The sequence below is a fragment of the Chloroflexus sp. genome, from assembly GCF_034435895.1.
Classification (GTDB): domain Bacteria; phylum Chloroflexota; class Chloroflexia; order Chloroflexales; family Chloroflexaceae; genus Chloroflexus.
In genome coordinates, this window is the sequence record NZ_DAOTWH010000198.1 from 1 (window position 1) to 23,980 (window position 23,980).

25 protein-coding genes and 2 pseudogenes are annotated in these 23,980 nt (G+C 60.4%); 14 read left to right on the top strand and 13 right to left on the bottom strand.

Annotated elements, in window-relative coordinates:
* Window positions 1-142: 142 nt before the first annotated feature.
* The 4 genes from U9R81_RS11555 to U9R81_RS11570 form a co-directional block, all read right to left on the bottom strand.
* Window positions 143-643, bottom strand: a complete 501-nt coding sequence (locus U9R81_RS11555; RefSeq protein WP_322495605.1) for a homoaconitate hydratase — start codon at window positions 641-643, stop codon at window positions 143-145.
* Between the two features lie 28 nt (window positions 644-671).
* Window positions 672-1,922, bottom strand: coding sequence for a 3-isopropylmalate dehydratase large subunit (locus U9R81_RS11560; protein WP_416180958.1), 1,251 nt, complete (start codon window positions 1,920-1,922; stop codon window positions 672-674).
* 51 nt (window positions 1,923-1,973) lie between these two features.
* Window positions 1,974-3,101 carry a homocitrate synthase gene (lysS, locus tag U9R81_RS11565; protein WP_322495607.1) on the bottom strand — a complete coding sequence of 376 codons (1,128 nt, stop codon included), beginning with the start codon at window positions 3,099-3,101 and terminating at the stop codon, window positions 1,974-1,976.
* 1,042 nt (window positions 3,102-4,143) lie between these two features.
* Window positions 4,144-5,082 carry a prohibitin family protein gene (locus U9R81_RS11570; protein WP_322495608.1) on the bottom strand — a complete coding sequence of 313 codons (939 nt, stop codon included), beginning with the start codon at window positions 5,080-5,082 and terminating at the stop codon, window positions 4,144-4,146.
* A gap of 314 nt (window positions 5,083-5,396) precedes the next feature.
* On the opposite strand from U9R81_RS11570, the pseudogene U9R81_RS11575 reads away from it, so the two are divergent.
* From U9R81_RS11575 to U9R81_RS11625, 11 genes and pseudogenes are all read left to right on the top strand, one after another.
* Window positions 5,397-5,795, top strand: a pseudogene (locus U9R81_RS11575) (YwiC-like family protein); the annotation flags it as partial.
* 106 nt (window positions 5,796-5,901) lie between these two features.
* The gene (locus U9R81_RS11580) at window positions 5,902-6,213 is read left to right on the top strand and encodes a hypothetical protein (protein ID WP_322495638.1); all 312 of its coding nucleotides are present in this window, start codon (window positions 5,902-5,904) and stop codon (window positions 6,211-6,213) included.
* A 102-nt stretch (window positions 6,214-6,315) separates the two neighbouring features.
* Entirely contained in the window at window positions 6,316-6,537 is a 222-nt protein-coding gene (locus tag U9R81_RS11585) for a DUF2905 domain-containing protein (RefSeq protein WP_066791680.1), read from the top strand.
* A 21-nt stretch (window positions 6,538-6,558) separates the two neighbouring features.
* Complete coding sequence (locus U9R81_RS11590) at window positions 6,559-7,728, top strand: VLRF1 family aeRF1-type release factor (RefSeq protein WP_322495609.1); 1,170 nt, start codon at window positions 6,559-6,561, stop codon at window positions 7,726-7,728.
* A 91-nt stretch (window positions 7,729-7,819) separates the two neighbouring features.
* Window positions 7,820-8,749, top strand: a complete 930-nt coding sequence (locus tag U9R81_RS11595) for a J domain-containing protein (protein WP_322495610.1) — start codon at window positions 7,820-7,822, stop codon at window positions 8,747-8,749.
* Between the two features lie 69 nt (window positions 8,750-8,818).
* Window positions 8,819-9,604, top strand: a complete 786-nt coding sequence (locus tag U9R81_RS11600; RefSeq protein ID WP_322495611.1) for a S1C family serine protease — start codon at window positions 8,819-8,821, stop codon at window positions 9,602-9,604.
* 47 nt (window positions 9,605-9,651) lie between these two features.
* Window positions 9,652-9,969, top strand: a complete 318-nt coding sequence (locus U9R81_RS11605; protein ID WP_322495612.1) for a chaperone modulator CbpM — start codon at window positions 9,652-9,654, stop codon at window positions 9,967-9,969.
* A gap of 15 nt (window positions 9,970-9,984) precedes the next feature.
* A complete protein-coding gene (locus tag U9R81_RS11610; protein WP_066791694.1) occupies window positions 9,985-10,245 on the top strand; it encodes a hypothetical protein in 261 nt (86 codons plus the stop codon).
* Between the two features lie 18 nt (window positions 10,246-10,263).
* Entirely contained in the window at window positions 10,264-10,671 is a 408-nt protein-coding gene (locus U9R81_RS11615; protein WP_322495613.1) for an Hsp20/alpha crystallin family protein, read from the top strand.
* Window positions 10,668-13,034, top strand: coding sequence for an endopeptidase La (lon, locus tag U9R81_RS11620; protein ID WP_322495614.1), 2,367 nt, complete (start codon window positions 10,668-10,670; stop codon window positions 13,032-13,034). Before U9R81_RS11615 ends, lon begins: the two co-directional genes overlap by 4 nt.
* Window positions 13,035-13,417: 383 nt before the next feature.
* On the top strand, window positions 13,418-14,233 hold the full coding sequence (locus U9R81_RS11625) for a DsbA family protein (RefSeq protein ID WP_322495615.1): 816 nt from the start codon (window positions 13,418-13,420) through the stop codon (window positions 14,231-14,233).
* Between the two features lie 96 nt (window positions 14,234-14,329).
* On the opposite strand, the pseudogene U9R81_RS11630 reads toward U9R81_RS11625, so the two are convergent.
* Window positions 14,330-14,585 (bottom strand): annotated as a pseudogene (locus U9R81_RS11630) (DUF2442 domain-containing protein).
* A complete protein-coding gene (locus U9R81_RS11635; RefSeq protein WP_322495617.1) occupies window positions 14,548-14,667 on the bottom strand; it encodes a hypothetical protein in 120 nt (39 codons plus the stop codon). The pseudogene U9R81_RS11630 and the gene U9R81_RS11635 overlap by 38 nt, the downstream one beginning before the upstream one ends.
* Before the next feature lie 322 nt (window positions 14,668-14,989).
* Here U9R81_RS11635 and thpR point away from each other — a divergent pair, with 322 nt between their 5' ends.
* The 3 genes from thpR (at window position 14,990) to U9R81_RS11650 (ending at window position 18,062) form a co-directional block, all read left to right on the top strand.
* Window positions 14,990-15,565, top strand: a complete 576-nt coding sequence (gene thpR, locus U9R81_RS11640) for an RNA 2',3'-cyclic phosphodiesterase (protein WP_322495618.1) — start codon at window positions 14,990-14,992, stop codon at window positions 15,563-15,565.
* Between the two features lie 93 nt (window positions 15,566-15,658).
* Entirely contained in the window at window positions 15,659-16,687 is a 1,029-nt protein-coding gene (locus U9R81_RS11645; protein WP_322495619.1) for a vitamin K epoxide reductase family protein, read from the top strand.
* Between the two features lie 139 nt (window positions 16,688-16,826).
* A complete protein-coding gene (locus U9R81_RS11650; protein WP_322495620.1) occupies window positions 16,827-18,062 on the top strand; it encodes a TsoY family (seleno)protein in 1,236 nt (411 codons plus the stop codon).
* 177 nt (window positions 18,063-18,239) lie between these two features.
* On the opposite strand, the gene serA is transcribed toward U9R81_RS11650, so the two are convergent.
* The 7 genes from serA to U9R81_RS11685 form a co-directional block, all read right to left on the bottom strand.
* Complete coding sequence (gene serA, locus U9R81_RS11655) at window positions 18,240-19,817, bottom strand: phosphoglycerate dehydrogenase (protein ID WP_322495621.1); 1,578 nt, start codon at window positions 19,815-19,817, stop codon at window positions 18,240-18,242.
* 59 nt (window positions 19,818-19,876) lie between these two features.
* Window positions 19,877-20,458, bottom strand: coding sequence for an SIS domain-containing protein (locus U9R81_RS11660; protein WP_322495622.1), 582 nt, complete (start codon window positions 20,456-20,458; stop codon window positions 19,877-19,879).
* A gap of 647 nt (window positions 20,459-21,105) precedes the next feature.
* Window positions 21,106-21,255 carry a hypothetical protein gene (locus U9R81_RS11665; RefSeq protein WP_322495623.1) on the bottom strand — a complete coding sequence of 50 codons (150 nt, stop codon included), beginning with the start codon at window positions 21,253-21,255 and terminating at the stop codon, window positions 21,106-21,108.
* 153 nt (window positions 21,256-21,408) lie between these two features.
* Entirely contained in the window at window positions 21,409-21,663 is a 255-nt protein-coding gene (locus U9R81_RS11670) for a hypothetical protein (RefSeq protein WP_322495624.1), read from the bottom strand.
* 59 nt (window positions 21,664-21,722) lie between these two features.
* Window positions 21,723-21,863, bottom strand: a complete 141-nt coding sequence (locus U9R81_RS11675; RefSeq protein WP_322495625.1) for a hypothetical protein — start codon at window positions 21,861-21,863, stop codon at window positions 21,723-21,725.
* Window positions 21,864-21,911: 48 nt separating this feature from the next.
* On the bottom strand, window positions 21,912-22,214 hold the full coding sequence (locus tag U9R81_RS11680) for a hypothetical protein (protein WP_322495626.1): 303 nt from the start codon (window positions 22,212-22,214) through the stop codon (window positions 21,912-21,914).
* Window positions 22,215-22,499: 285 nt separating this feature from the next.
* A complete protein-coding gene (locus tag U9R81_RS11685; RefSeq protein WP_322495627.1) occupies window positions 22,500-23,849 on the bottom strand; it encodes an Hsp70 family protein in 1,350 nt (449 codons plus the stop codon).
* Between the last annotated feature and the right edge of the window lie 131 nt (window positions 23,850-23,980).

The window sequence follows — 23,980 nt, forward strand, 5'->3', positions numbered from 1 at the left end:
GCGACGCCGGTGCGCTGGAAGACGCCCCACCCTGCCTCGGCTTCGGTCAGGGTGAGGTCAGGCGCCAGCGCACGCAGCGCCGCTGTTGCTACCGCCATCACCTCTGGCCCAATCCCATCGCCGGGAATGACACAGATCTGCATCACGCCACCTCACCGGGGAAACGGCCATACTGGCGGTAGAACGGCACAATGCCGCCTGCGGCCCAGACCTCGCGCAGGAAGAGCGGCGGCGGCGGCAAATGGATCACACGCCCAGCGCTGGTCGTGATCCGCCCGCTCTCCAAATCCAGCTCCACTTCATCGCCATCGGCCAACTCGTTGGTCAAATCGGCGGTAAAGCAGGGGATGCCGAGATTGAGTGCGTTGCGAAAGAAGATCCGGGCGAAGAGCGGAGCGATAATCGCGCCGATGCCGACCATGCGCAGCGCCAGCGGAGCGTATTCGCGCGAGCTGCCGCAGCCAAAGTTCTTGCCAGCGACGATGATGTCGCCGGGGCGCACGTTGGGCGCGAAATCGGGCCGGTGTTCGACGAAGGGGTAGCGGCGCAATTCGCTCTCATCCTTCAACATATACGGCGCATAGCGACCGGGAACGATCTGATCGGTATTGATGTCGGGGCCAAAAAGCCACACGCGAGCCATAGCAAAGCCTCTCTTTCTGCGCTGAGCGTTACTGCGATACGACTGGCTGGCCATCCATCACCGCGCGCGGGTCGGTCAGATAGCCAGTGAGCGCCGTCGCGGCAGCGACGGCCGGCGAGGCGAGATAGATCTGCGCTTCGGGACTGCCCATACGGCCACGGAAGTTGCGGTTGCCGGTGAACAGGCAGACCTCGCCGGAGGCGAGCACTCCCATGTGGCGGCCAATGCACGCGCCGCACCCCGGTGTGCCGATGGTCGCGCCGGCGGCGAGCAAGGTGGCGAGGGTGCCATCGGCAGCGGCGCGTTGCAGCGCCTGTGCGCTAGCCGGCACGACGATCATGCGCACACTGGGAGCAAGCCGGCGTCCGGCCAAAATCTGGGCCGCGACCGCCATATCTTCGTAGTGGCCGTTGGTGCAGGTGCCGAGGTAGACCACATCAACCGCCACCCGGCCCAGATCGCTCAGATCGGTGACGTTATCGACATAATGCGGCGCGGAGACTTGCGGCTCGAGTTGGCCGAGATCGATCTCTACCACCTCTTGGTACTGGGCATCGGCATCGACGGTGGGCACGAGCGGGCCGGTGAGATCGAGACCAGCCGGCGGAATAATCCCGGCCTTGGCCCCCATTTCAATCGAGAGGGTCGCCAGCGTCATCCGCTCCATCACACTGAGTTGTTCGACGCCGTGCCACTCGATCGCGGCGTAGGTCGCGCCATCGGCGCGGAGCAGACGGGCGGCGCGGAGGGCCAAATCCTTCGGGCCGACGCCGAAGCCAAATGTGCCGCTCGCGCGCACGACAATCGTCTCTGGCACGCGCAGCCAAGTCTTGCCGGTCGCTAGCGCCAGCGCAATGTCGGTGCTGCCCATCCCGGTGCCAAACGCTCCCACGCAGCCATACGCCGTGCTGTGGCTATCGCTGCCCAAAATCAACATGCCCGGCTGGGCCAACCCCTCTTCGACCAACACCGGGTGCGAAATGCCGCGCCCGACATCAAACAGGTTGGGAATGCCTTGCGCACGCACCCAGCGCCGCACCTCCTGCTGCTTCTCGGCGGTCTGCACGCTAGCCGCGGGAGCGACGTGATCGATCACCACTGCCACCCGCTGCGGATCCCACACCCGCTCAGCGCCCAACTCTTGGTGCAGAATGCGGATGATGCCGGGCCCCAAGCTATCATGCACCATCACCAGATCCACGTTCGCCGTCACGACATCGCCGGCGCGCACCGGACGACCGGCGACGCGGCTCAAAATCTGTTCGCTCATCGTTGGCATAGTCGTATCCTCGTTGTAGTTGGTGGCCGCACGCCATGCAGCCATACGGTGTTATTCAGCGTAACTGTACAGAATTTCGTCGATCATCGCGCCATCAAGGTCGTGTTCATCGCCAAGGGCCTTAATGCGGGCGGCGGCGGCGCGAGCCTGCGCTTCGCTGAGGGTAATGCCCAGCTCGCGGGCCCGTTCGGCGACTGCGTGCCACCCCACCAAGCGATGGGCAACCGCGATCGTGCGCTGGCGGCCAAACAGGTTCGGATCGAGCACTTCGTAACTGCGCGGATCGGCCAGCACCGCCTTGGTATGCATCCCGGCCTTGTGGTGGAAGGCGGTGGGACTGGTGATGCAATGGTTGAACGGAATCTCGATACCGAGCATAGTGGCGACGGTTTCATCAATCTTGGGCAGCAGGTCGAGCCGGTAACGCTGCACGCGGGCCGGGTCTACGCTGGCCAGCCGGGCGATCATCCCGCTCAGGCTGGCGATGCCGTTGCGCTCGCCAATGCCGAGCACCGTCACATCAAGGTGGGTGGCGCCGGCTTCGGCAGCGCAGAAGGTATTGGCGATAGCGCAGCCGCTGTCGTTGTGGCCGTGAAATTCGATGTCGCACTTGACTTCGGCGCGCACCGCGCTGACCACATCGTAGACTTGCCGTGGCGTGGCGATGCCAACCGTATCAGCGAGGCCGATCCGCTGCACTCCCATCTCTTCAACGGCGCGGTAGATGCGGATCAGGTCGGCGAGATCGGTGCGGAAGCTATCTTCGCTCGAAAAGCGCACTTCGAGGTCGTGGTCACGCAAGAAGGTGATCACCTGTCGCGCTTCTTCCAGAATCTCGCTCAAACTCCGGCCATGGCTGACCGTGCGCAGTGGTTCAGAGGTGGCGAAGAGCAAGTTCGCGCCTTGCGCGCCATGTTCGACGGCGAGGCGAGCATCGGCCATGTGGCAGCGAATATGGGTGAGGATACGAGCGCGCAAGCCGTGGCGTGCGATGGTGGCAAGATCACGTGCGCTTTGCGGCGAGGCGGCGGGCGAGGTCATTTCGATGTACTCAACGCCAAAAGCGTCGAGCATCTCGGCAATAGCGATCCGTTGCGCGGTGGTAAAGCGGGCGCTGGCGAACTGTTCGCCTTCGCGTAAGGTCGTATCGACAAAAAACAGGCGCTCAGGCAATGGCATACAGTGGCACCTCTCTCACTTGACAAGATCCAAACAGTTCGGGCCGGCAGTAACGTGGCGTGTAAGCAATTGGGCTGGTCATGGTTATCCGTTTCATCCATCCCTCCACACAAACAATTGACCCGGCGCACCGTTGGTCTGGTGAGCCGGGTCTTGTCTCTTACACACAGCAGACAAGCGTAGCTAACCAGACCTTGCGTCCGGCTTCTTCGCGCGCTTGCTCTGCTTGGTGGATGCGTGTACGTTTCTCATAGTGCGACGAATATACCAGAAGTCGAGTATTGTGTCAAATGGGGAGGCGGTATGCAAAGTCTACGCTGTTATTCCGCAGATTCACAGGCGCAAAGCGGGTAAAGTCGCAGAGGATGGTAAACGCAAAGGCGCGAAGGGCGCAGAGGGGTTTTTGGGGGTGAACTTCCTTCCGTGCGCGCTGCGTTCTTTGCGGTACAGTCTTGCCCTCACCCCTTGCCCTCCCCCGCTGGGGGAGGGGGATCTTACGCCTCCCTCCAGCGGGGGGAGGCCGGGAGGGGGGTATACCCTTACCCTCACCCCCAACCCCGCTCCCACTGGCGCGGGAGCGGGGCGCTACTCTCTTCCGCTCCTGCCATGCCTCGTCCGCTTAGCGCACGGCTCCCCCTCTCCCGCCGTGCGGTGGGAGAGGGGGCCGGGGGGTGAGGGAGTCAACGCAAAGGCGCAAAGTGAGCAAAGGCGCAGAGGATGGTAAACGCAAAGGCGCGAAGGGTGCAGAGGACGCAAAGGGGGTTGGGAAACGCCGCTCCCCGGATGTCATTGCGAGCCGCCGGAGACGGTGAAGCAATCTCCCCCACGAGCGGGATTCCGTCGCTCATCGATCAGCCCGCGCAGCGGGCTTCGTAACCCTAGCCCGGCCCTGAAGGGCCGGATAATACAGCGCGGGGATGTACTTTCTTGCCCCCACCCCCAGCCCCTCCCCCGCTGGGGGAGGAGGATCTTACGCCTCCCTCCAGCGGGGGGAGGCCGGGAGAGGGGCACGACGCAAACACGTTACAAACTAGCAACACGCTTACGGATTCGGCGTCGCTTCTGTTCCCGCCGGTGCGATGTTCTGCGGGGTAGCGCGAGTTGCAGCCGGTTCATTCAAGATGTCATCGGTCGGAATGCTCAGCATCGTCAGCAGGCCGTTATCGCCGCCGACAAACCGGGGCAAGATGCCGTCCCAGCGTTCGATGAAGCGGAGTTGCAGCAATTGTGGCGAGATTACCTCGCCGAGCAGACGGAGTGACTCGGCTTCGGCGCGGGCGATTTCGAGCCGGGCCTTCGCTTCGGCTTCGGCGCGGGCCACCTGTTGTTGGGCCTCGATTCGCGCGCGCTCGAGCTCGCGGGCGGCACGCAGGGCGTCTTGCTCAGCGACCTGCTTGGCCTCAATGGCGCGGGCGAATTCGGGGCTGAAGTTGAAATCGGTGATCGAGACATTCTCGACGATCACGCCACGCGGCATCAGTCGCTCGCTTAACACGCTCAGGATCAAATCAGAAACTTCAGGCCGGCGGGTGATCAGCTCTTCAGCGGTAAAGCGGGCGGTAGCCGCCTTAATCGCCTCTTGAATGGCGGGGTCAACCACTCTGCGCTCGTAATCAACGCCGATCTCACGTACCAGCCGGTCAACCTGCGCAGCATCGGGCCGGTAGTTGATCACCACCTGTGTCGTCACCGTCTGCAAATCACGCGATGCTGCGCTCGAATTCGACTCGTAGCGCTGGGTGCGCACTTCCACCACTGTCACCGAGGTGATGAACGGCATACGGAAGTGCAATCCCTCATCGAGCACGCCCGTAATCTCGCCGAACGTTTTCAACACGCCGCGGGTGCCGGCTTCAATGGTGGTGACTGCGTTGCTGGCCATAAACACGCCGATCATCACAAGGAGCGCGATGACGACGAATGCCGACATCGACCAGCTTTGCATTGGCGAAGTAGGAAATGATTGGCGACTTTGGTTCATAGCAGTTCTCTTTCTGGCTCTGTGATGCAACGACGGCAGATGTCTAATCGCTATTCCCGTCATCTATGACGCTCATGTGCATTATACCTGATCTTGATCGGCGAATGATGGGGGATTTATCCCATAGTCAAGCAGATAAAGCTCTCACGAGGGCGCTAACCGTACAGACTCTTGTCGGACGCTCAATACTGGTCTTTACCGGTCAAAGGTGATACTATTGCCGCTAAGCATTCGTTATGATGCTGGTGATGCTCTCTCTGACCTACTTACCGCTACGTGTGTGGCGCAAAAGAGCATAATGCAAGGATACGTTTATGCCGAGCAATCATCGCATCGCAATAACTCGTACGCCGCCGGTGCGGTTGCGCCCCATCGCTTTGCCGGTCGAGCATGGCGGATGGGGCTTGTTGGCTGCGCCGGTTATCTTGGGTTTATGGTTGGCTCCCTCGCTGGCCGGAATAGGGTTGAGCGTAGCTGCGTTAGGCGCGTTTCTTGTTCGCCAGCCGTTGAAGTTGGCGTTCGGTGATTATCAGCGCGGCAAGCGATATCCTCGTACTGTCTGGGCCGAGCGTTTTGCGCTTGGCTATGGCGCAATCGCGCTGATTGGCCTGATCTGCGCTATCATAAGCTTGGCAACGCCGTTTTGGTTGCCAATCGTACTTGCCACCCCCTTTGCGCTGGGCCAGTTATTCTTCGATCTGCGCAAGGAGAGTCGTGCTCTGGTCGCCGAGCTGTTTGGTGCTGTGGCTATCAGTGCGCTGGCAGCGGCGATCATGATGGCAGCTGGCCGACCGGCATCGCGCGCGTTGCTGGCATTGGTTGCTGCTGGCGTTACAAGCCGTCACCGCGATCATCTACGTCCGGATTCGCTTACGCCTCGCGCGCAACGAACCGGCTCGCCGCGCGCCGGCATTTTGGTCGCACGGTGCGGCTTTCGCGCTGGTTGGCGGATTGGTTATAGCAGGATGGATCGGCGGGCCCGCGCTGGCGGCCTTTGCGTTGGTGGGGTTGCGCTGCTGGATTGGGTTGTTACCGCGCAGCCTGTCTACGCCGGCGCCGCTGGTCGGTGGGCAAGAGGTGCTGGCAAGCCTGATCACAGTTGCCGGCATCGCTCTCGGCATGCATTTCTAACACATTATTAGCACCCCGTTGACCGCCGGCTAATATCGCTTCATCATAATACCAAAGCAGAAGAACATCAGGGCGCACGTCTGCCCGTCGTGAGGTGCAGCTATGACCGAGCTAGGACGTTGGTTGATCGGCGCCGGCGTGGTTTTGATCGTGATCGGGCTGGTGGTCTTGGCCGCCGGCCGTTTGCCATGGCTAGGCCGTCTGCCCGGCGATATTTTGATCGAACGCGATAATCTAACCATCTTTATTCCACTCGGCACCATGCTCGTGGTGAGTCTGGTGTTGACCGTCATTGCCAACCTCATCGCGCGTTGGTGGCGGTAACCGCCGAAAGGAAGGAAGCGTATGATCGATCGCGATACAGTGCAACAGATCCGAGCCGAGTTGGGAGCGTTGCAGCCGCCGGTGCTTTCGCTCTATGTTGAGGTTGATCCGGCCAACCCGGATAATGCGCGGCGAGCGTGGGAACTGCGCGCGCGTAATGCGTTGAAGGCGTTGGCCGCGCCGGTCGCGGTTGAGCAGGCCGTGCTCGCCGCGCTTGAGGCCGAATTTGCCCCCGAAGCGCGCACGTTAGCGATCTTTGCCGCTGAGACTGCGGGTTCGCAGGTCACGATCACGCGCTTGCCGTTGCATATCTCGCTGCCGTTGCTCGATTTGAGCAATGGCCGGGTTGAAGCGCGTTGGGGCGAACCGTATATTGCCCCGATCATCTATGCGCTCGACCAATACGAGCGTACGGCTGTGATCTGGTTGCGTAGCGAGGGTTGGCGCTTCTGCGAGGTCTTTTTAGGCGAGATTGTCGAGCATACCGATGTCTTTCGCAGCGTTGAGGCCGATCTTTGGCGCGAAGTCGATCAGTTTGATCCGCAGCGGTTGCGCGAGCGGCTGCGCGCGCAAGCAATGGGCAACCGCGATCGCTTTGCCCGCCGGATGGAGAATATCGCGGCGCGCTATCTGCAACGGTTGGCTGGGTTAACCGAGCGGGCGCTCGCCCACTTCGGCATTCGCCGGCTGGTCTTGCTGGGTCGGGATGAGGCGACGAAGCAGTTTGTGGCGTTGTTGCCACGTACCGTCCAACAGATGGTTGTGGCCCACGTGGCTGATCTGCCGCATCCTGAAGCGGCGCCGGCCCATGTGCTGGCGAAAGTCTTGCCTGTGCTTGAACACGTCGAACAAGTTCACGAGCAAGAGTTGCTCAATCAGGTGACGCGCCAACCCGGGGTGTGGGGCGTCGATCCGGTGTTGGCTGCGCTGCAAGAAGGCCGGCTGAGTGTCTTGCTGGCGCCGTGGCGGCTCAACGAACAGGTGTGGCTGTCCGGCAACGCCTTGTTGGCCGGCAGCCGTGAACAGGCGCTCGTGCTGGCGCCTGATGCGGAACCGCAACCGGTCGCCTTGCGCGATGTGCTGGTTGATGCCTGCACTGCCTTTGCGACCCGGCTTGAATTTGTGTCGGGCGCAGCCGAAGAGCGGCTACTGCGCGATTTCAGCGGGTTGGCCGGCATCCTGCGCTGGTGAGCTGGCGCACGCAGCGGTTGACTCGGCGGCGCAACGGTGGGCAGCGCATCGTTGCGCCAATCCTATCACAAACTGATACGGTAGAAATACTATGGAATTCAAAGATTATTATGCCATCTTGGGCCTAAGCCCTGATGCCGACGATCAGGCGATTAAACAAGCCTACCGCAAACTGGCGCGGCAATACCATCCTGACGTCAATCCGGGCGATAAGCAGGCCGAAGAGCGCTTTAAAGAGATAAACGAAGCCTATCAGGCGCTGAGCGACCCAGAGCGGCGGCGCAAGTACGACGAGTTGCGTTCGTACTATCAGCGCTGGCAACGCAGCGGCGGGCGCGGCGATTTCAACTGGAGCCAGTGGCAAGCGGCGCCGGGCCAACAGGTGTATACCTATAACGTTTCGCCCGAAGACCTTGAAGACCTGTTTGGGGCCGACAGTCCCTTCTCTGACTTCTTCAGCTCGATCTTCGGGCAGCCGCAATTCCGCCGGCCCAGCCGTCCGGCGCGCGGGCGCGACCTCGAAGCGCCAGTGACCGTTTCGCTGGAGGAGGCGTTTGCGGGTACGACGCGCTCGCTGCAAGTCGGTGACCGGCGGATCGAAGCGCGCATTCCGCGTGGCGTGCGCAGCGGCACCCGCGTGCGGCTGAGCGGGCAGGGCGCTTCCGGTATTGGCGGCGGCCCGGCCGGCGATCTCTATCTGGTGGTCGAAGTCGAACCGCATCCGCAGTTTGAGCGCGACGGCGATGATTTGACCACCACGATCGAGGTTGATGCCTTTACGGCAGCGGTCGGCGGCGAGGTGCGCGTGCCGACGATCGATGGCACGGTGACACTCAAGATCCCGCCGCGCACGCAGGCCGATAAGGTCTTCCGCCTGCGCGGCAAAGGGATGCCACGGCTGGAAAACTCGGCGGAACGTGGCGATCTGTTTGTGCGGGTGAAATTGGTGTTGCCTGAACCGTTGACCGACGCCGAATTGAACACGTTGCGCGAATTGGTTCGCAACCGTAAACGTTCGTAACGGTATCCAGCCAGTAGAGCCGCACGGCCCGTGCGGCTCCACTACGATAATCGAACAACGAGGTTTTCTATGTCGCCACAACCCGGTCGCGGTCGTTGGATCGTGTTGTTCCTTGAAGTGGTCTTGCTGGCCGTGATTGCCGGCGCATTTGTGTGGATTGCCGATCGGCGACTCGACGCAGGTCTACGTGGCCAATTTGTGCTCGCGCTTGGCAACCCGTTTGGGCTAGAGCGAACGCTGACCTTTGGGATCGTGAGCGCATTGGGCCGGGTGATCGAAAGCCCGAACCAGCGCTTCATCGGCGAGGTGATCCAATCGGATGTGGCGATCAATCCCGGCAACTCTGGCGGGCCGCTGCTCGATTTGTCGGGACGGGTGATTGGGGTCAATTCAGCTATTCTCAGCCCCAGTGGGGCCAATGCCGGCATCGGCTTCGCGATCTCGGCGCGCACAGTACAGCGGGTGGTGCCGGTCTTGATCCGCGAGGGGCGTTATCCGCACCCGTCGCTTGGCGTGCGCGTGATCGAACTGACCCCCCAGCGCGCCGCCCTCTTTGAGCGGGCCGGGATGCGCTTGCCGGTGACGCAAGGGTTGCTCGTCGCCGAACTCATCAATGGCGGCCTAGCGGCGCAAGCCGATTTGCGCGGCCCTGACCGATTGGTGCGGGTGGGTAATTGGAACTTGCCGGTTGGGGGTGATGTGATTGTAGCGATCAATGGTCGCTCCATTACCACCAGTCAGGAATTGTTGGTGTATTTGGAAATGGAAACCCAAGTTGGTGAAACCGTGCAGGTGACGTTCATCCGCGATGGCCGCGAACAGACCCTGCCGATGACATTGGCCGAATTACGATAACTGTTGTGGCGAAGCGGTGCTTCGCCTCGCCTAAGGAGATGCCGCCTATGTTAGTGCGACGCATGAGCTTAGAAGAATTGGCGCTGGTGGTAGGTTTGCCGGCGCCAGTGCTGAAATATTTGGCGGATATCGGGTACATTCATCCCTTCCCGCAGTTGCCGGCGGCTGAATTTGATGAATTGCGCCGGATTCGCCGCCTGATCGACGATCTGGAAGTGCCTCTCGATGCGATTGATCTGGTGCTGCACATGCGCCGGCGCATGCTGGCAATGCAACGCGAAATTGCCCGCTTGCGCGCCGAGTTGGCGTACCGGCGCGCGCTCGATCGCGTCACTACGTGGGTTGACGCCGATTGGTATGAATGATAAGGAGGTGGAGCGATGCCAGTCTATTCGATCGATTTTCGCCCATTTGATTATATTACCGCCGAACTTTCAGCGCTCTGGTGGTTTTATCTCTCGCAAGGGATTGCGTTGGTGGCGCTCGGCGTGGCAGTGATGATTTGGCCTGAGCTACTGGCGTTCCTCGCCGCGGCGTTCTTCATTGCGATTGGCGTGGTTTTGCTGGTGCTGGGTTGGCGGGTGCGGCAGGTCAAACGCCGGTATGAACTCTTTAAGCGCTCGTTCCTGATCGAGCCATAAACGCAAAGGAAGCACACCATGAGCGATTCGTCGTACATTCGGATTCTGCGCAGTCGGTTGCCGTATGCCCAGTTCGACAGCCGGCCATGGTCGCCGCCTTTGAACGTCTTCGAGACCGATCGTGAGATGGTGCTGGTGATCGAGCTGGCCGGCGTTGATCCGGCTACGTTGCAGATTGAGGCTGCCCCGGAAGTTGTTCGCATTGCCGGCGCGCGCCAATTAGCGCTGCCAGCGGGGTTGCGCCGTCTGCACCGCATGGAGATTGCCGCCGGTGTGTTTCAGATCGAAGTGCCGTTCGAGCGCCCAATCGATCCCGAACAGACCAGCGCCCGTTCGATCCACGGCCTGCTCGAAATTCGCCTGCCCTTCGCCGGGCGCGCGCTGCGGCAGGTGGTGATTCCGGTGTTGGAGGGAGAACGACCGTGAGTGAACCAATCTCTATTCCCCGTCCGGCAACACCGGAAATACCCGAAGTTTTGCCGGTTTTGCCGATCAATAATGCCGTGCTCTTCCCCGGCATGTTTTTGCCGTTAGTGGTGAGTGGCGACGCTTGGGTGAAGTTGATTGATGAGGTGGCGCTCTCGACCAAGACCATTGGTGTCTTTCGCCGGGCGCAAGCGAGCGAGGAGTTTGATCCGGCGGCGCTGGCGGCTACCGGTACGGCAGCGGTGATTGTGCGCATGATGCGCATGCCGCAGGGTGGGGTACAGTTGCTGTTGCAAGGGCAGGCCCGCATCAAGGTGCAACACTGGGTGTCGCTCAAGCCCTACCCGCAAGCGCAGGTCAGTATCTCGCGCGATCCGGTTGATGTGCCGGTGGAGGTGTCGGGTTTGGCGCGGGCCGCCTTGGCCGGCTTCCAGCAGATCGTCGATCTGAGCCCGAATCTGCCCGATGAATTGGCGATGGCCGCCGCCAATGCGCCCCATCCCGGCATGCTGGCCGACCTGATCGCGGCTAATCTCAACCTCAACCTCGACGACCAGCAGGCGGTGCTCGATATGCTCGATGTCACCGAGCGGTTGCAGCATGTGCTGCGCCTGCTCGATCGCGAGCGCGAAATTCTGATGATCGGGCGCAAGGCGCAGGAAGAGGTCGCGAAGAATCAGCGCGAGTATGTTTTGCGCCAGCAGCTTGAGGCGATCAAGCGCGAGTTGGGTGAGACTGATGATCACGCTGCCGAAATTGCCGAGTTGCGCCGGCGGCTAGAAGAGGCCAACCTGCCTGCCGAAGCACGCCAAGAGGCTGAACGCGAGCTATTGCGGCTCGAACGCATGCCCCCCGGCGCCGCCGAATATACCGTGGCTCGCACCTATCTCGATTGGATCCTTGATCTGCCGTGGCACAACAGTACGGTGGACAACCTCGACATGGCGCGGGCGCGACAGGTGCTTGACGAAGATCACTACGATCTGGAACGGATCAAAGAGCGGATTGTCGAGTATCTGGCGGTGCGTAAACTGCGGCAGGAAGAGGGAGCCGGCGGCGAGGCCCGCGGCCCCATTCTCTGCTTTGTCGGCCCACCCGGCGTCGGTAAGACGAGCCTCGGCTCGTCGATTGCGCGCGCGCTCGAGCGCAAGTTTGTGCGGGTGATGTTGGGCGGCGTGCGTGACGAAGCTGAAATTCGCGGCCACCGCCGCACTTACATTGGCGCGCTGCCCGGTCGTATCATTCAGGGTCTCAGTCGGGCCGGCAGCAACAATCCGGTGATCTTGCTCGATGAAGTGGACAAGCTCAGTATCGGCTTTCAGGGTGATCCGGCGGCTGCCCTGCTCGAAGTGCTCGACCCTGAGCAGAACGTCGCCTTTGTCGATCGCTATCTCGATGTGCCATTCGATCTAAGCAAAGTGCTCTTTGTCTGCACCGCCAACCGCGCCGACATTATCCCGCCGGCGCTGCTCGACCGCATGGAACTGCTGGAGTTGTCTGGCTACACCGAGCGCGAGAAACTCGAAATCGCCCGTCGCTATCTCATCCCGCGCCAGCGCAGCGAGCAAGGGATGGCGGCGCGCGGCCCAGAGCTTACGACCGCCGCGGTGCAACGGCTCATCCGCGAGTACACCCACGAGGCCGGCGTGCGGGATCTCGAACGGCGGATTGGCGCGGTGTACCGCAAGATGGCAACCCGGCTGGCCGAAGGCAAAGAGCTGCCGGCCCAGATCGACGCTGCCGATCTCGACGATCTGCTCGGCCCGCCTCGCTTCCGCAGCGAAACCCTGCTCGGCGAGAACGAAGTTGGTGTTGTCACCGGTCTCGCGTGGACACCCACCGGCGGCGATGTGCTCTTCGTCGAGGTGAGCGTCATCCCCGGCAACGGCCAGTTGATCCTCACTGGCCAGCTTGGCGATGTGATGAAAGAGTCGGCCCGCGCCGCGCTCACCTACGCCCGTTCGCGCGCTGCTGAGCTGGGCATCGAAGCCGATCTCTTCCAAAAGAGTGACATTCACATTCACGTGCCTGCCGGTGCTGTTCCCAAAGATGGCCCCTCAGCCGGCATCACTATCACGAGCGCGCTGGTCTCGGCGCTGACCAAACGCGAAGTGGACAAGCGGATCGCGATGACCGGCGAAGTGACATTGCGCGGGAAAGTCTTGCCGATCGGCGGCGTGAAAGAGAAACTGCTCGCCGCACAGCGGGCCGGCGTGCGCAAAGTGTTGCTGCCCGCCGAAAACGAAATCGATCTGCGCGAAGTGCCCGCCGAAGCCAAAAAGCAGCTTGAGATCGTGCTAGTCAAGCACATGGACGAAGTGCTGCGCGAGCTAGGTCTCGTCGCTGCACCGGTCAGCGGGTAAAAGTTATGGTATGCGGCAGTGCAACTGCCGCATACCACTGTCCTTGCGAGCGCAGCGCAGCACAGCGAAGCAATCCCCCGCTCCCCCATTGTCATTGCGAGCCGCGCTTCGCGCGGCGAAGCAATCTCCCGCGAGCACGGGAGCTACCCGCTCAGGGTCTGTTTCCGCCGAAGGGGGAGATTGCTTCGGTCGAGCGGCACCTCGCTGCGCGGGGTATTGCCACTCCCTCGCAATGACAAGCGGGGCTGAGGGTACCGCCACTCCCTCGCAATGACAAGCGGGCGCCTGCCGCTGGTCATTGCACGCCGGAAATGCTCATTGGCGAGGTATGGTATGCTGCTCTGTGCTTGCTATTCTGCCTCCACAGCACAAAGGTTGGCGCAATGACTTATTATCGAAGTTCCTCAACGAACTCAATACACCTCTGCGCATTCATCCTCGTCTTGCTCATGTTCCTTGCCGGCTGCACAGCAACGGCGAATATTCCCGCTCCCTCACCAACGATTGCGCGCCTGCCGACCGTCACCCCTGAACCTCCGGCAGCGTCGGCGCCAACGGCGCGCGTCATCCGTTTAGGCGAAACACCCTTGCCGACGCCACCTCTGACTGCGACGCCAACGCCGGCCATCACCGAGAACGGTGTGCTCACTGCGAGCATGGCCCAGCTTGGCCTCAGCGCCGAACCCTACGCCGTGCTTGGCGATCCCGCCGCACCGGTGACCGTCGTCGAGTTCACCGATTTCGGTTGCGCCTTCTGCCGCCGTTATCACCAGTTCACCTTTTCCGCTTTGGTTACAGAATTCGTTGAGACCGGCAAGGTCTTCTACGTTGTCAAGCACCTGCCGGTCACTAGCCTGCAAGGCGAGCGGGCCGCGCTGGCGGCGATCTGCGCTGGTGAGCAGGGCCGCTACTGGGAGATGCACAATGCCCTCTTTGCTAACGGTGAGGCGTGGCAAGGCGACGCGGCCAGCGCGCAGCGCCGTATCGACGCCATCGCCGCCGAGCTTGGCCTCGATGCGGCGGCGTTGCGAGTCTGCGCCGAGCGCGCCGAGACCAAAGCCGTCATTGCCCACCACGTGAGTGAAGCGCATGCTCTGCGCGTTTTTGGTACGCCGGTCTTCTTCATCAACAACCGGCTGCTGGCTGGCGCGCAGCCGATTGAGGTTTGGCGGGAGGTGTTGGCTGAGAGGGGGGAGTAGAAAGGGATTGCTTTCGGCAAAATGGTTGATTGAACGATAGCCGTTCATTGGCTTTGCTGTCGTCGCTGTAACCAGCGCTCGAACGATGCTGCGCTCTCATTTGGAACGTTTGCCGGCTAATAATCCCTCAATACCAATATCTTCGTCTAGATCCGGCCAATGGATACCATAAAGCACTGCTGATCTGGAAGTTGGACCGTTCTGCCGGTGTTCCATACGCTAAGCGCGGATACCATGCAATTGGCACCGAAATAGTTCGCCCGTCTTCCAAATCAACCGTAAGGGTATCATCACTGATCGAAACGTGCGTTATTCTAGGTAGGGTTATCGTGACAGAAATTGTCCCACTCATAGCGTAATAACTCCAAGTGTGAACGAACGATCCGTTCAATATCGCGTAACTCTTTGCGATTGTAACCTCGATTTTCTGCCAACCTGACATCCGGATTAAGCCAGAACTTAGCGCTTAGGTTGTCACGCTATATGAATATGGCGAGGATCATCACATTTATACGAATAAAAATATAATCGGTATGGGCCGATACGTAATAAAGTTGGCATAGTAGTGAATATTTGCAAGTAAGATGTTGGATAAATTGTAGATTATTGTTTAGCATCTTGTCAACTCTTACGGCAGAAATTTAACATCTTCTCGTGCAATTTCATCTACCGTCTTCAGTTATGCACTCGCTCAACCGGCAGTTACTCTTCGTTGTACAATAGCATTGGGTTCGCTGGCAGATTCACCGGATTACTATGGCTCAGGCATCACCAACTTCCGAACCGACGATGCGCCTCTTCATCGCGCTTGACTTGCCGGACGAGGTGCGTCGTGAGCTGCGCGATGTGCAGATGCGCCTCAGTGCGCATAGCCGGGCCGTGCGCTGGAGCGACCCGGTCGGTATGCATCTAACCCTCCACTTTTTAGGTGAGACGCCAGAACGGCTAGTCGAACCGTTGCTTGCCGGGATGCGCGCGATCTCCGTACCTGCCTTGCGTCTCAGTCTCGACCAGCTAGGTTGTTTCCCGCTAACCGGCTCGTTGCGTGTTGTTTGGGTTGGGCTGAGCGGCGATCTGGCCGGTTTAGCAACCCTCTATCAATCACTTGCCGAGGTTGTGCAATCGGTTGGGTTGCCCACCGATTCCCGCCCGTTTACCCCTCACATCACCCTTGCCCGTGCCCGCCCCGAAGCGACACCGGCAGAGCTGCGCGCGCTTCGCGCGGCGTTGCCCGCGGTCGTTCCACAACCGATAGTGTGGCAGAGCGAGCGCCCCATTCTCTTCCGCAGCCAACTGACGCCGCGTGGCTCGATCTATACGCCGTTGGGCTAGGTTGCGTGACTCGCACCTATTCATTGGGTGATTTGCGCTAGTCGCTAGCCGTGGCAACCAATACCATGCACGTAGTGCTGAAAGGAGGTTGTCATGGCTTCCCGTCGCTGTTGGGTTGCGCTGTTGGTGTTTATCGCCGTGCTCGGCGTGTCGCCAGCGTTTGCACAAGCGCCGGTTGCGCGCGCCGTGCTCTTCTATTCGCCTGCTTGCCCGCATTGCCACACTGTGCTCGATGAGGTGTTGCCGCCATTGCAGACCCGCTACGGCAGCCAGTTGCACATTCTCACGATTGATGCTTCGACGCCTTCTGGTAACTCGCTGTACAGCGCGGCGTTGCAAACCTTTGCTGTTCCAGCGTACCGGCAAGGCGTGCCGGCCCTGTTCTTTGGCCAAACCCATTTGGTTGGCAGTGATGAGATCTCGATCCGGCTACCCGGTTTGATCGAGCAAGCCCTTGCCGCTGGCGGGAATGCATGGCCAGCCATCCCCGGTATCGAGCCGTTGACGACGACGTTTGAGGCTGGCGCTGCACCGATCGCGCCACCGGCATCGTCGCCATTCAGCCGCGATCCGTTCGCCAATACGCTCGCGTTGCTGGTGCTGACCGGTATGGCGATTGCGTTCTTTGTCGCCGTTACGCGCCTGCGCTGGCCCTTCGACCGTCCGTTGCCCGTCACCCGCTCGCGCTGGATCCCGGCGTTGGCGGGGGTGGGAGTATTATTAGCCGGCTATCTAGCCTTCGTCGAATTGAACCAGCAGAGTGCGGTCTGCGGGCCGGTCGGCGATTGCAATGCCGTTCACCAAAGCCTGTATGCTCGCTGGTTTGGCATTCCGGTGGGGTTGATTGGTTTGGCTGGCTATCTCGCGATCATTGTGGCATGGCTGCTTGATCGCTTCGTCAACGTCCGCTTTGCTCGGCAAGCGTTAGTCGTGATGGCGCTGGCCGGTACGCTCTTCTCACTTTACCTCACCTTTCTTGAGCCGTTTGTGATTGGGGCGACGTGTCTGTGGTGTCTGTTGTCAGCCATGATCATGACAACGCTGCTCTGGCTGGTCGCGGCGCCGGCGCCGCAGCATGTTGCCCGTGGCCGGCGCTCGTTAGCCGCTGCCAAAGGCCGGTAACGAGCGTGATCAAACCAGTGCGGGGCGACGCATGCGTTGCCCCATTTTGTTTGTTGAATCCTGTAACCTCCTCCTCATACGTTGCATCTTATGGGCGAAAGGTCAAAATATTCAAGTCTAAGGAGGAGGTCACACGCCCATGAGTCAGTTGATCGGTCGTTTGACGGGATTGCGGACGCTCGGCGAGCGGTATGTGCCAACCTACTTTTTGGCGGCGCTCGGTAATGGCGGTACGGCTATTACCTTTTTTATCTGGTTGAACTTTCTCGTTCCCCATCCGAAGACGCCCATTGTGACGTTCGATAGCATTGCCGCTCTCTGGGTGAAGTCAGATCTGATCGGGCAAGCGCTCTTGCTGTTGGCGATGGCTGGCATTGCGCTCTTCGCTATCCGCCACTTCCAATCGCTGATCTGGAATCTGAGCGAGTTTGCTCAGTTCCGCCGCAGCAGCGCGTATGTGCAACTGCGCGAGACCAACGGCGCGGTGATGCTGATGACGTTGCCGCTCACCTTGGCGATGTCGATTAACGTGCTTTTCGTTCTCGGGGCAGTGTTTGTGCCCGGCCTGTGGAACGTGGTTGAATATCTCTTCCCCTTCTCGTTGACGGCCTTCTTGGCAGTGGGTGCGCTGGCGCTGCGCATCTTTGCCGATATCTTTGGTCGCGCCATTGCTAATGGTCATTTCGACTGCACGCGCAACAATAACCTCACCCAATTGTTGGCGGCCTTCGCCTTCGCGATGATCGGCGTTGGTCTGGCTGCGCCGGCAGCGATGAGCACGGTCAAGTTGACGATCGGTATCGCGATGATCGCCTCGATCTTCTTCATCTCGACGGCGATTGTCTTAGGGTTGGTGTTGCTGGTGTTGGGGACGCGGGCAATGTTGACCAGCGGCTTGGCGGTTGAGGCTGGGCCGAGCTTGTGGATGCCGATCCCGCTGCTGACCCTGATCGGGATTGCCTTCTTGCGCATTAGCCACGGCCTGCACAACGGCTTTGAGCTGCACATCGAGCCAGCGCATCGTCTGCTGATCACGGCGGTCTTCTTCAGCCTGCAAATGTTGGTCGGTCTGTTCGGCTGGTCGGTGTTGCAGCGGGTTGGCTACTTCCGCACCTATCTGAGCGGCCCGTCGCGCAGCCCCGGTTCATACGGTCTGATCTGCCCGGCAGTTGGCTTGTTCGTGTTCGGGATGTTCTTCCTGCACGTCGGTCTGGTGCAGAACGGGTTGGTTGAGAAGTTCTCGCCGGTCTACTTCGTCTTGCTGGCGGCGCTAGCTGCGGTGCAGGCGCTCGGCATCGTGACGATGTTCCGGCTGGATCGCCGCCTGCTGTCAGCGCCGGCCAAGAAGTTGGCCGAGGCCGAGAGCGCGGCGTAAGGCACAAACGGTCACGCTTGTTGGGGCGAGGTTTAACCTCGCCCTATTTCTTTTATGGTTGCCTACGCTGTGACTTACGCGGGGCCGGCGCATCGCTGCGTGGTGACAGTTAGAAAGAATGTCCCCCTCTCCCGCCGTCAGGTGAGAGAGGGGGCAAGAGGGTGAGAGGAACCCTTGCTACAACGTCACGCTAAACGCCGCATCGATCCCCGGAATCGCTGCCACTTGCTCCATCACCTGCGGCGGAGCCGGCTCGTCGAGCGTCAAGACCATCACCGCTTGTTCGCGAGGGGCGCGCCGGCCAACGTACATGCCCGAAATGTTGACATCCGCTGCGCCGAGCAGTTGCCCGACCTTACCAATCATCCCCGGCTGATCGTGGTGGTAGGTAATCAAGAGCGATCCCTGCGGCACAAAATCGACGAAGTAGCCGTCCATTTGCACAATGTGCGGTTCCCCCCGCAGCACCGTGCCGCTAAAGGTGCGGCTGCGTTCCGCCGTCTGCACGTGCAGCGTGATCAAACCGGCGTAGTTCTCGGCTTCCGGGCTGACCCGTTCGGTCATGCGCAGGCCGCGCTCGCGGGCAATAATCGGCGCGTTCACCGGTGTGATCCGCTCGACGCTGCTGGCCGCCAGCAAACCTTGCAACACCGCCAGCCGCACCGGTTGGGTGTCCATCTCGGCCAGCTCGCCACCCAGTTCGAGATCGTAGCTGCGCACCGGGTCTTTCACCAGTTGCATCACCAGCGTGCCGAGCAGCCGGCCCAGATTGAGGTACGGCTGCAACACGTTCCACGCCTCCGGCGCCACAAACGGCGCATTCACCGCATAGCGCGGCGTGCCGCCAGTTAACGCCGTCACCACGCCTTCGGCCATCTCGGTGCCGGCGCTCAGTTGCGCTTCGGCAGTCGAAGCGCCAATGTGCGGGACGGTAATCACCTTGGGGTGACCAATCAGTGGGCTATCGGCGGGTGGCGGCTCTTGGGCATAGACATCGAGCGCCGCGCCGGCTAGATGACCATCGTTGAGCGCTTCAACCAGCGCTGCTTCATTAACAATCCCGCCGCGGCTAGCGTTGATCAAATACGCGCCGCGCTTCATCTGCATGATCCGCTCGCGGTCGAACAAGTTGCGGGTGCTTTCGATCAACGGCACGTGCAGCGAAATCACATCGCTGCACTGCACCAGCTCATCGAGCGTCACCAGCGCCACTCCCAACTGCTCGGCGCGGTCGAACGAGACCACCGGGTCATAGGCGATCACCTCCATCTCCATCGCCCGCGCTCGCCGCGCCACCTCCGAACCAATCCGTCCCAACCCGACGAGGCCAAGCGTTTTGCCGCGCACCTCCCAACCGATAAAATCGTTGCGCGCCCACCGCCCGCTCTGCACCGAAGCATGCGCCTGCGGGATGCGACGGGCAAGGCAGAGCAGCAAACCGATCGTCAGCTCAGCGACGGCGACATTGTTTGATGCCGGCGCGTTGACCACAATAATACCGCGCCGGGTAGCCGCTTCGACATCGATATTATCGACGCCGGTGCCGGCCCGTCCGATCACCCGCAGTCGCTCGCCGGCAGCGATCACCTCGGCAGTGACCTTCGTCGCCGAACGCACGACTAGCGCGTCGTATTCGCCAATGATCGACAACAATGTTGGTTTGTCGAGATCCAGCCGGACATCGACTGTACCGGCTTGGCGCAAAACGTTCAGACCTTCGGCGGCGATCTTCTCAGTGACAAGGATACGGTTCATAACTCCCTCTTTGGTACTGGTGCGGAACAAGCGATCATATCATTTTCCGAGGTTTTGCTCTACGCCATTACTCCATCGATGGCGTTCGCTAACCGTTGCTCAACCTCTTCGCAAATAGCATGCAGAATGAGCGTATGCGCCTCTTGAATGCGGGCAGTATTATTGCTCGGCACAATCAGCGCGTGATCGGCTAACGCGCGGGCCGTGCCGCCATCTTTGCCGAGCAGCGCGATGCTGATCACGCCTTTGGTGCGTGCTGTGCGCAACACATTGAGAATGTTGGGTGAATGACCGCTCGTGCTAAACACCACCAACACATCGCCCGGTTTGCCCAGCGCGGCGAGCTGGCGAGCGAACACCTCATCATAGCCAAAATCGTTGGCAATGCACGTCAGCGCGCCAATATCGGCGTTGAGACAGATCGCCGGCAGCGGACGGCGATTGCCGCGGTAGCGGCCAATCAGCTCTTCCGCCAAATGCAACGCATCGGCAGCGCTGCCGCCATTCCCCGCGGTGTAAAGCGTGTGCCCCGCTAGCAACGCATCCGCTGCCAGCGTAGTGATCTCATCGATTGCTGGAACGAGGGCTGCACTGGCCTGCAACACCTCAATCGCTTCGTCAAGTTGCTGTTGAAACGGCATAGGCGCTCCGCAGAAGAAACTTCGCGCCTATTATAACCGGTGGTGTTACGTTGTGGGGCGAGGGCTTACAGGGCTTTCAAGATATGGAAGGCAGCGATTGCCCCATGCCCGCGCCAGTGGGAGCGGGGAAGGGGATGAGGGTATTGGGCCGAATAGCCGCAAAGAGACGCAAAAGGCACAAATTTATGATTCTTGTGTCTTTTCGTGGCTTTTTTACCGCCGAGGACGCGGAGAGGAATATGTCCTTGCGAGGGCGCGTCAGCGCCCGCAGCAATCTCCCCCTTCGGCAGAAAGGTTCCGCTCGCGTGCTCGCGGGGGATTGCTTCGCTTCGCTACGCTCCGCTCGCAACGACAACCGGTAGTGGCGCTGCCGCCCTTTTGTCCTTGCGAGGGCGCGTCAGCGCCCGCAGCAATCTCCTGCTTTAGCGGAACGGGCTACCTGAACGGTGTCGCTTCCCCTCCCCCAGCGGGGGAGGGGCCGGGGGTGGGGGCCTAACCCAGCGGTAGAGAGGTTTTTTACCGCCGAGGACGCGAAGAGGGATATGTCCTTGCGAGGGCGCATCAGCGCCCGCAGCAATCTCCCCCTTCAGCGAATGATATGCCTGCGTGCATCACTCCCGCTGAAGTGGGAAGGCGGATAACAACTGCTACGCCGGCAATGGACTGGGCAGCGCCGAACTACTGGGCTGGCGATAACGCTCAACCAGCTCGTTATACGGCTCGACGAGCCAATACTGCAATTTAACCCGCTGCCCTTTTTCGGCGATGGCTTGCACAATCTTCGCAACGTCATCCACCTCATTGCTGATCGACCCCAAAACTCTTGCGCGGTCTGGCTGGCAATAGCCAGTACATGCTCCAGCCGCCATCCCAGTTCGATCAGCATCGGGTAGACCAACGTCTGATCGAGCGCTTGGGTTGCCTTCTTCTGTTCTTGGGCGAGCGCGTTATTATACATCATCCGAATTCAACGGATTCCGCAAGATCCACTCGACAATGTCGGGAGGCAGTTTGCCGCCGTTGCGCAGCGTTTCCTTGTATTGTTGCGGGATCAACGGATTCCGCGCGATCCACTCGGCGAAATCGGGTGGCAATTGATCAACCCAGAGCGGTTCCACCTTTATCTGTTCAAGTTTGGCTTGCCATTCCCGGCGCAACGCCGCGCGCAGCTCGCGCAGCTCTTGCCGCATCCGCCACAGTTCCATACCGCGCCGCTTGATCGATCGGTCGCGTGCAGAGTTCACGCGCCGCATAAAAGATGCGCTCAAATCTGGCCCATTGTATCGATCTGGCGCATCATCATAAGCCAGTTCACCCCTTGGCGGATCTTTTCGATCCGCTGGACGAGATCGCCGATGGCGATAATATGCGCTGCTGCGACTGGTACAATGGCCAGAGATGCCACCACCCGCACGGAATGCTGGGAAATACGGCCTATTTCCACGATCCGACCCTACACATCAACGAGCATTGGGCACTGGCCGTTGCCCATCAGGGTCGCTTTGCCAAGCGACAGTATGCGTTGGCCTTCTGGCGAAAAGACGACGGTATAAGAACCCTTGCTCGCATTAAATTCGACCGCTTGCACGAGCATTGTGCTGCCGTCGCCAATGCCCATGCTCGTCAGCCGGCGATTAAGATTGGCAGCGAGCGATGCGTTGAGAGTTGAGATGAGAGGAGAAGATTTCAGGCGAGCGGACAATCTCGTCAAAACCGGCGGCGCCAAACGGCCATTGGAATAAGTAGGCGGACGCATCGTTGGGAGGCATGGCATCCATACTGCAATCCCTTCGGGTTGGGTTATCACTGCGCCCACTATATCCAGAGGGTGTAACGATGGTGTAACCGTACCTAATGTGCATTGTAATCAGTACGGCTTGCGATAACGGGCAAGCTCTGTAGCGCTACTCGGCGGTGTGGCTATTGCGCTGTGCCGTTCAGTGACGCGCCAGCCGGCGGGCAGTGCGGCTATTGCGCCTTGCCGGCCAATGACGAACCACACCGCCGGTCAACTTTACGAGATCAACACCTTCCCATTCGTTCATTCGTTATCCCATTCGTTGACCGCTTGAATCGCTAACCCCGCCGCGACGCTGGTAAAGACATCCATCTCTTGCAGCTTGTCAGCGCCGAACTTCTCGCTCAGCATCCGCACGAAGCGCGGTACACGTGAACTGCCGCCGGTGCGCAGCACGACATCGATCTGCTCAGGTCGCAATCCGGCTGTCTTCAAAGCTCGATCAATGCAGGCTTCGACCGCGCGTATGTCGGGGCCAATCAGCCGCTCGAAGTCCCAGCGCGGGATCTCGTCGCGCACCGTGATCTCGCCCATATCGAGCGTGAATGTCGCTCGTTCAGCTTGTGATAGCGCCACTTTCGTGCGTTCCACCGCCTCGTACATCGGCAGACCGTAGTTCTTGCGCACCAATGTGCGCAGCGCCTGCAATTCACGCGGACGGTCGCTAATCGCTGCCGCTTCATCAATAATCGCCAGATATTTAGGCTGCGTCAGGTCAATAATTGCCTGCCACTCGCTCAAATGTTCGAGCACGTGGTTCGGAAACGGCAACCGGCGCGCTCCTAGCGTTGCGCCTTCGCCGAAGTGACGCAGCAACCGGCCCATCACGATCCGGCGGTCGAGCAGATCACCGCCGACCGGCACGCCGTCGGTCGCCAAGAAGGTAGGCCGTCCGCGCTTGTCTAGTTCCATAATCGTGATGTCGAGCGTACCGCCGCCAAAGTCAAACACCAGCGCCCGTTGCTCGCGCTGGTTGGTGCGGGCATACGACAGCGCCGCCGCCGTTGGTTCTTCCAAAAAGCTGAACGATCTGATCCCGGCCAGCCGGCAGGCCGCTTGCATCCGCTGGAAGGCGAGTGCATCGCTGGCCGGGTCGCTCGCGTAATGCACCGGTCGCCCGATCACCAGATGGCTGACTGGCTGGCCGAGCTGCTGCTCGATCCGCTCGATGATCATACGCAAGACGAGGGCAATCAACTCTTCCAACGTGTAATAGACGCCAAAGACGTTGGTTTTCTGGAAGCTGCGGTCGCGCAGACTGCTTTTGAGCGACTGAAACAACCGACCCGGCGCGTTGGCGTCAACTTTGACGTACAGCGCCTGCGTCACTGTGCCGCTTTCGGCGAAGGTCAATTCGGCGTCGCCAATGTATTTCCAAACGTATTCAATCTCGCGCCCGACATTGCCTTCGGTAAAGCGGTTAATCGCCTCGCGGCCAATGAACGGCACGCCCTCGCGGGTGATAAACAGCGTCGAGCGCAGAATCGCCGGTTGCACATTCACCGGGTCAAGGTCAAGCAAGCGCAGGTTGTGACCATCGTAGACCGCAGCGCTTGAGTTGGTGGTGCCAAAGTCAAGCCCGACGCGCATCATCACACCTCCTCTGGTTGATGGCTGAACTGTTACTGTAGCGGGTGTTGGTAATTCTGTCAATCGGGCGTAAGGCTGATAAGCGCTTCCTTTGCGCTGATTACGTTTCTTTGCGGCCATCCTCAATCCCCGCA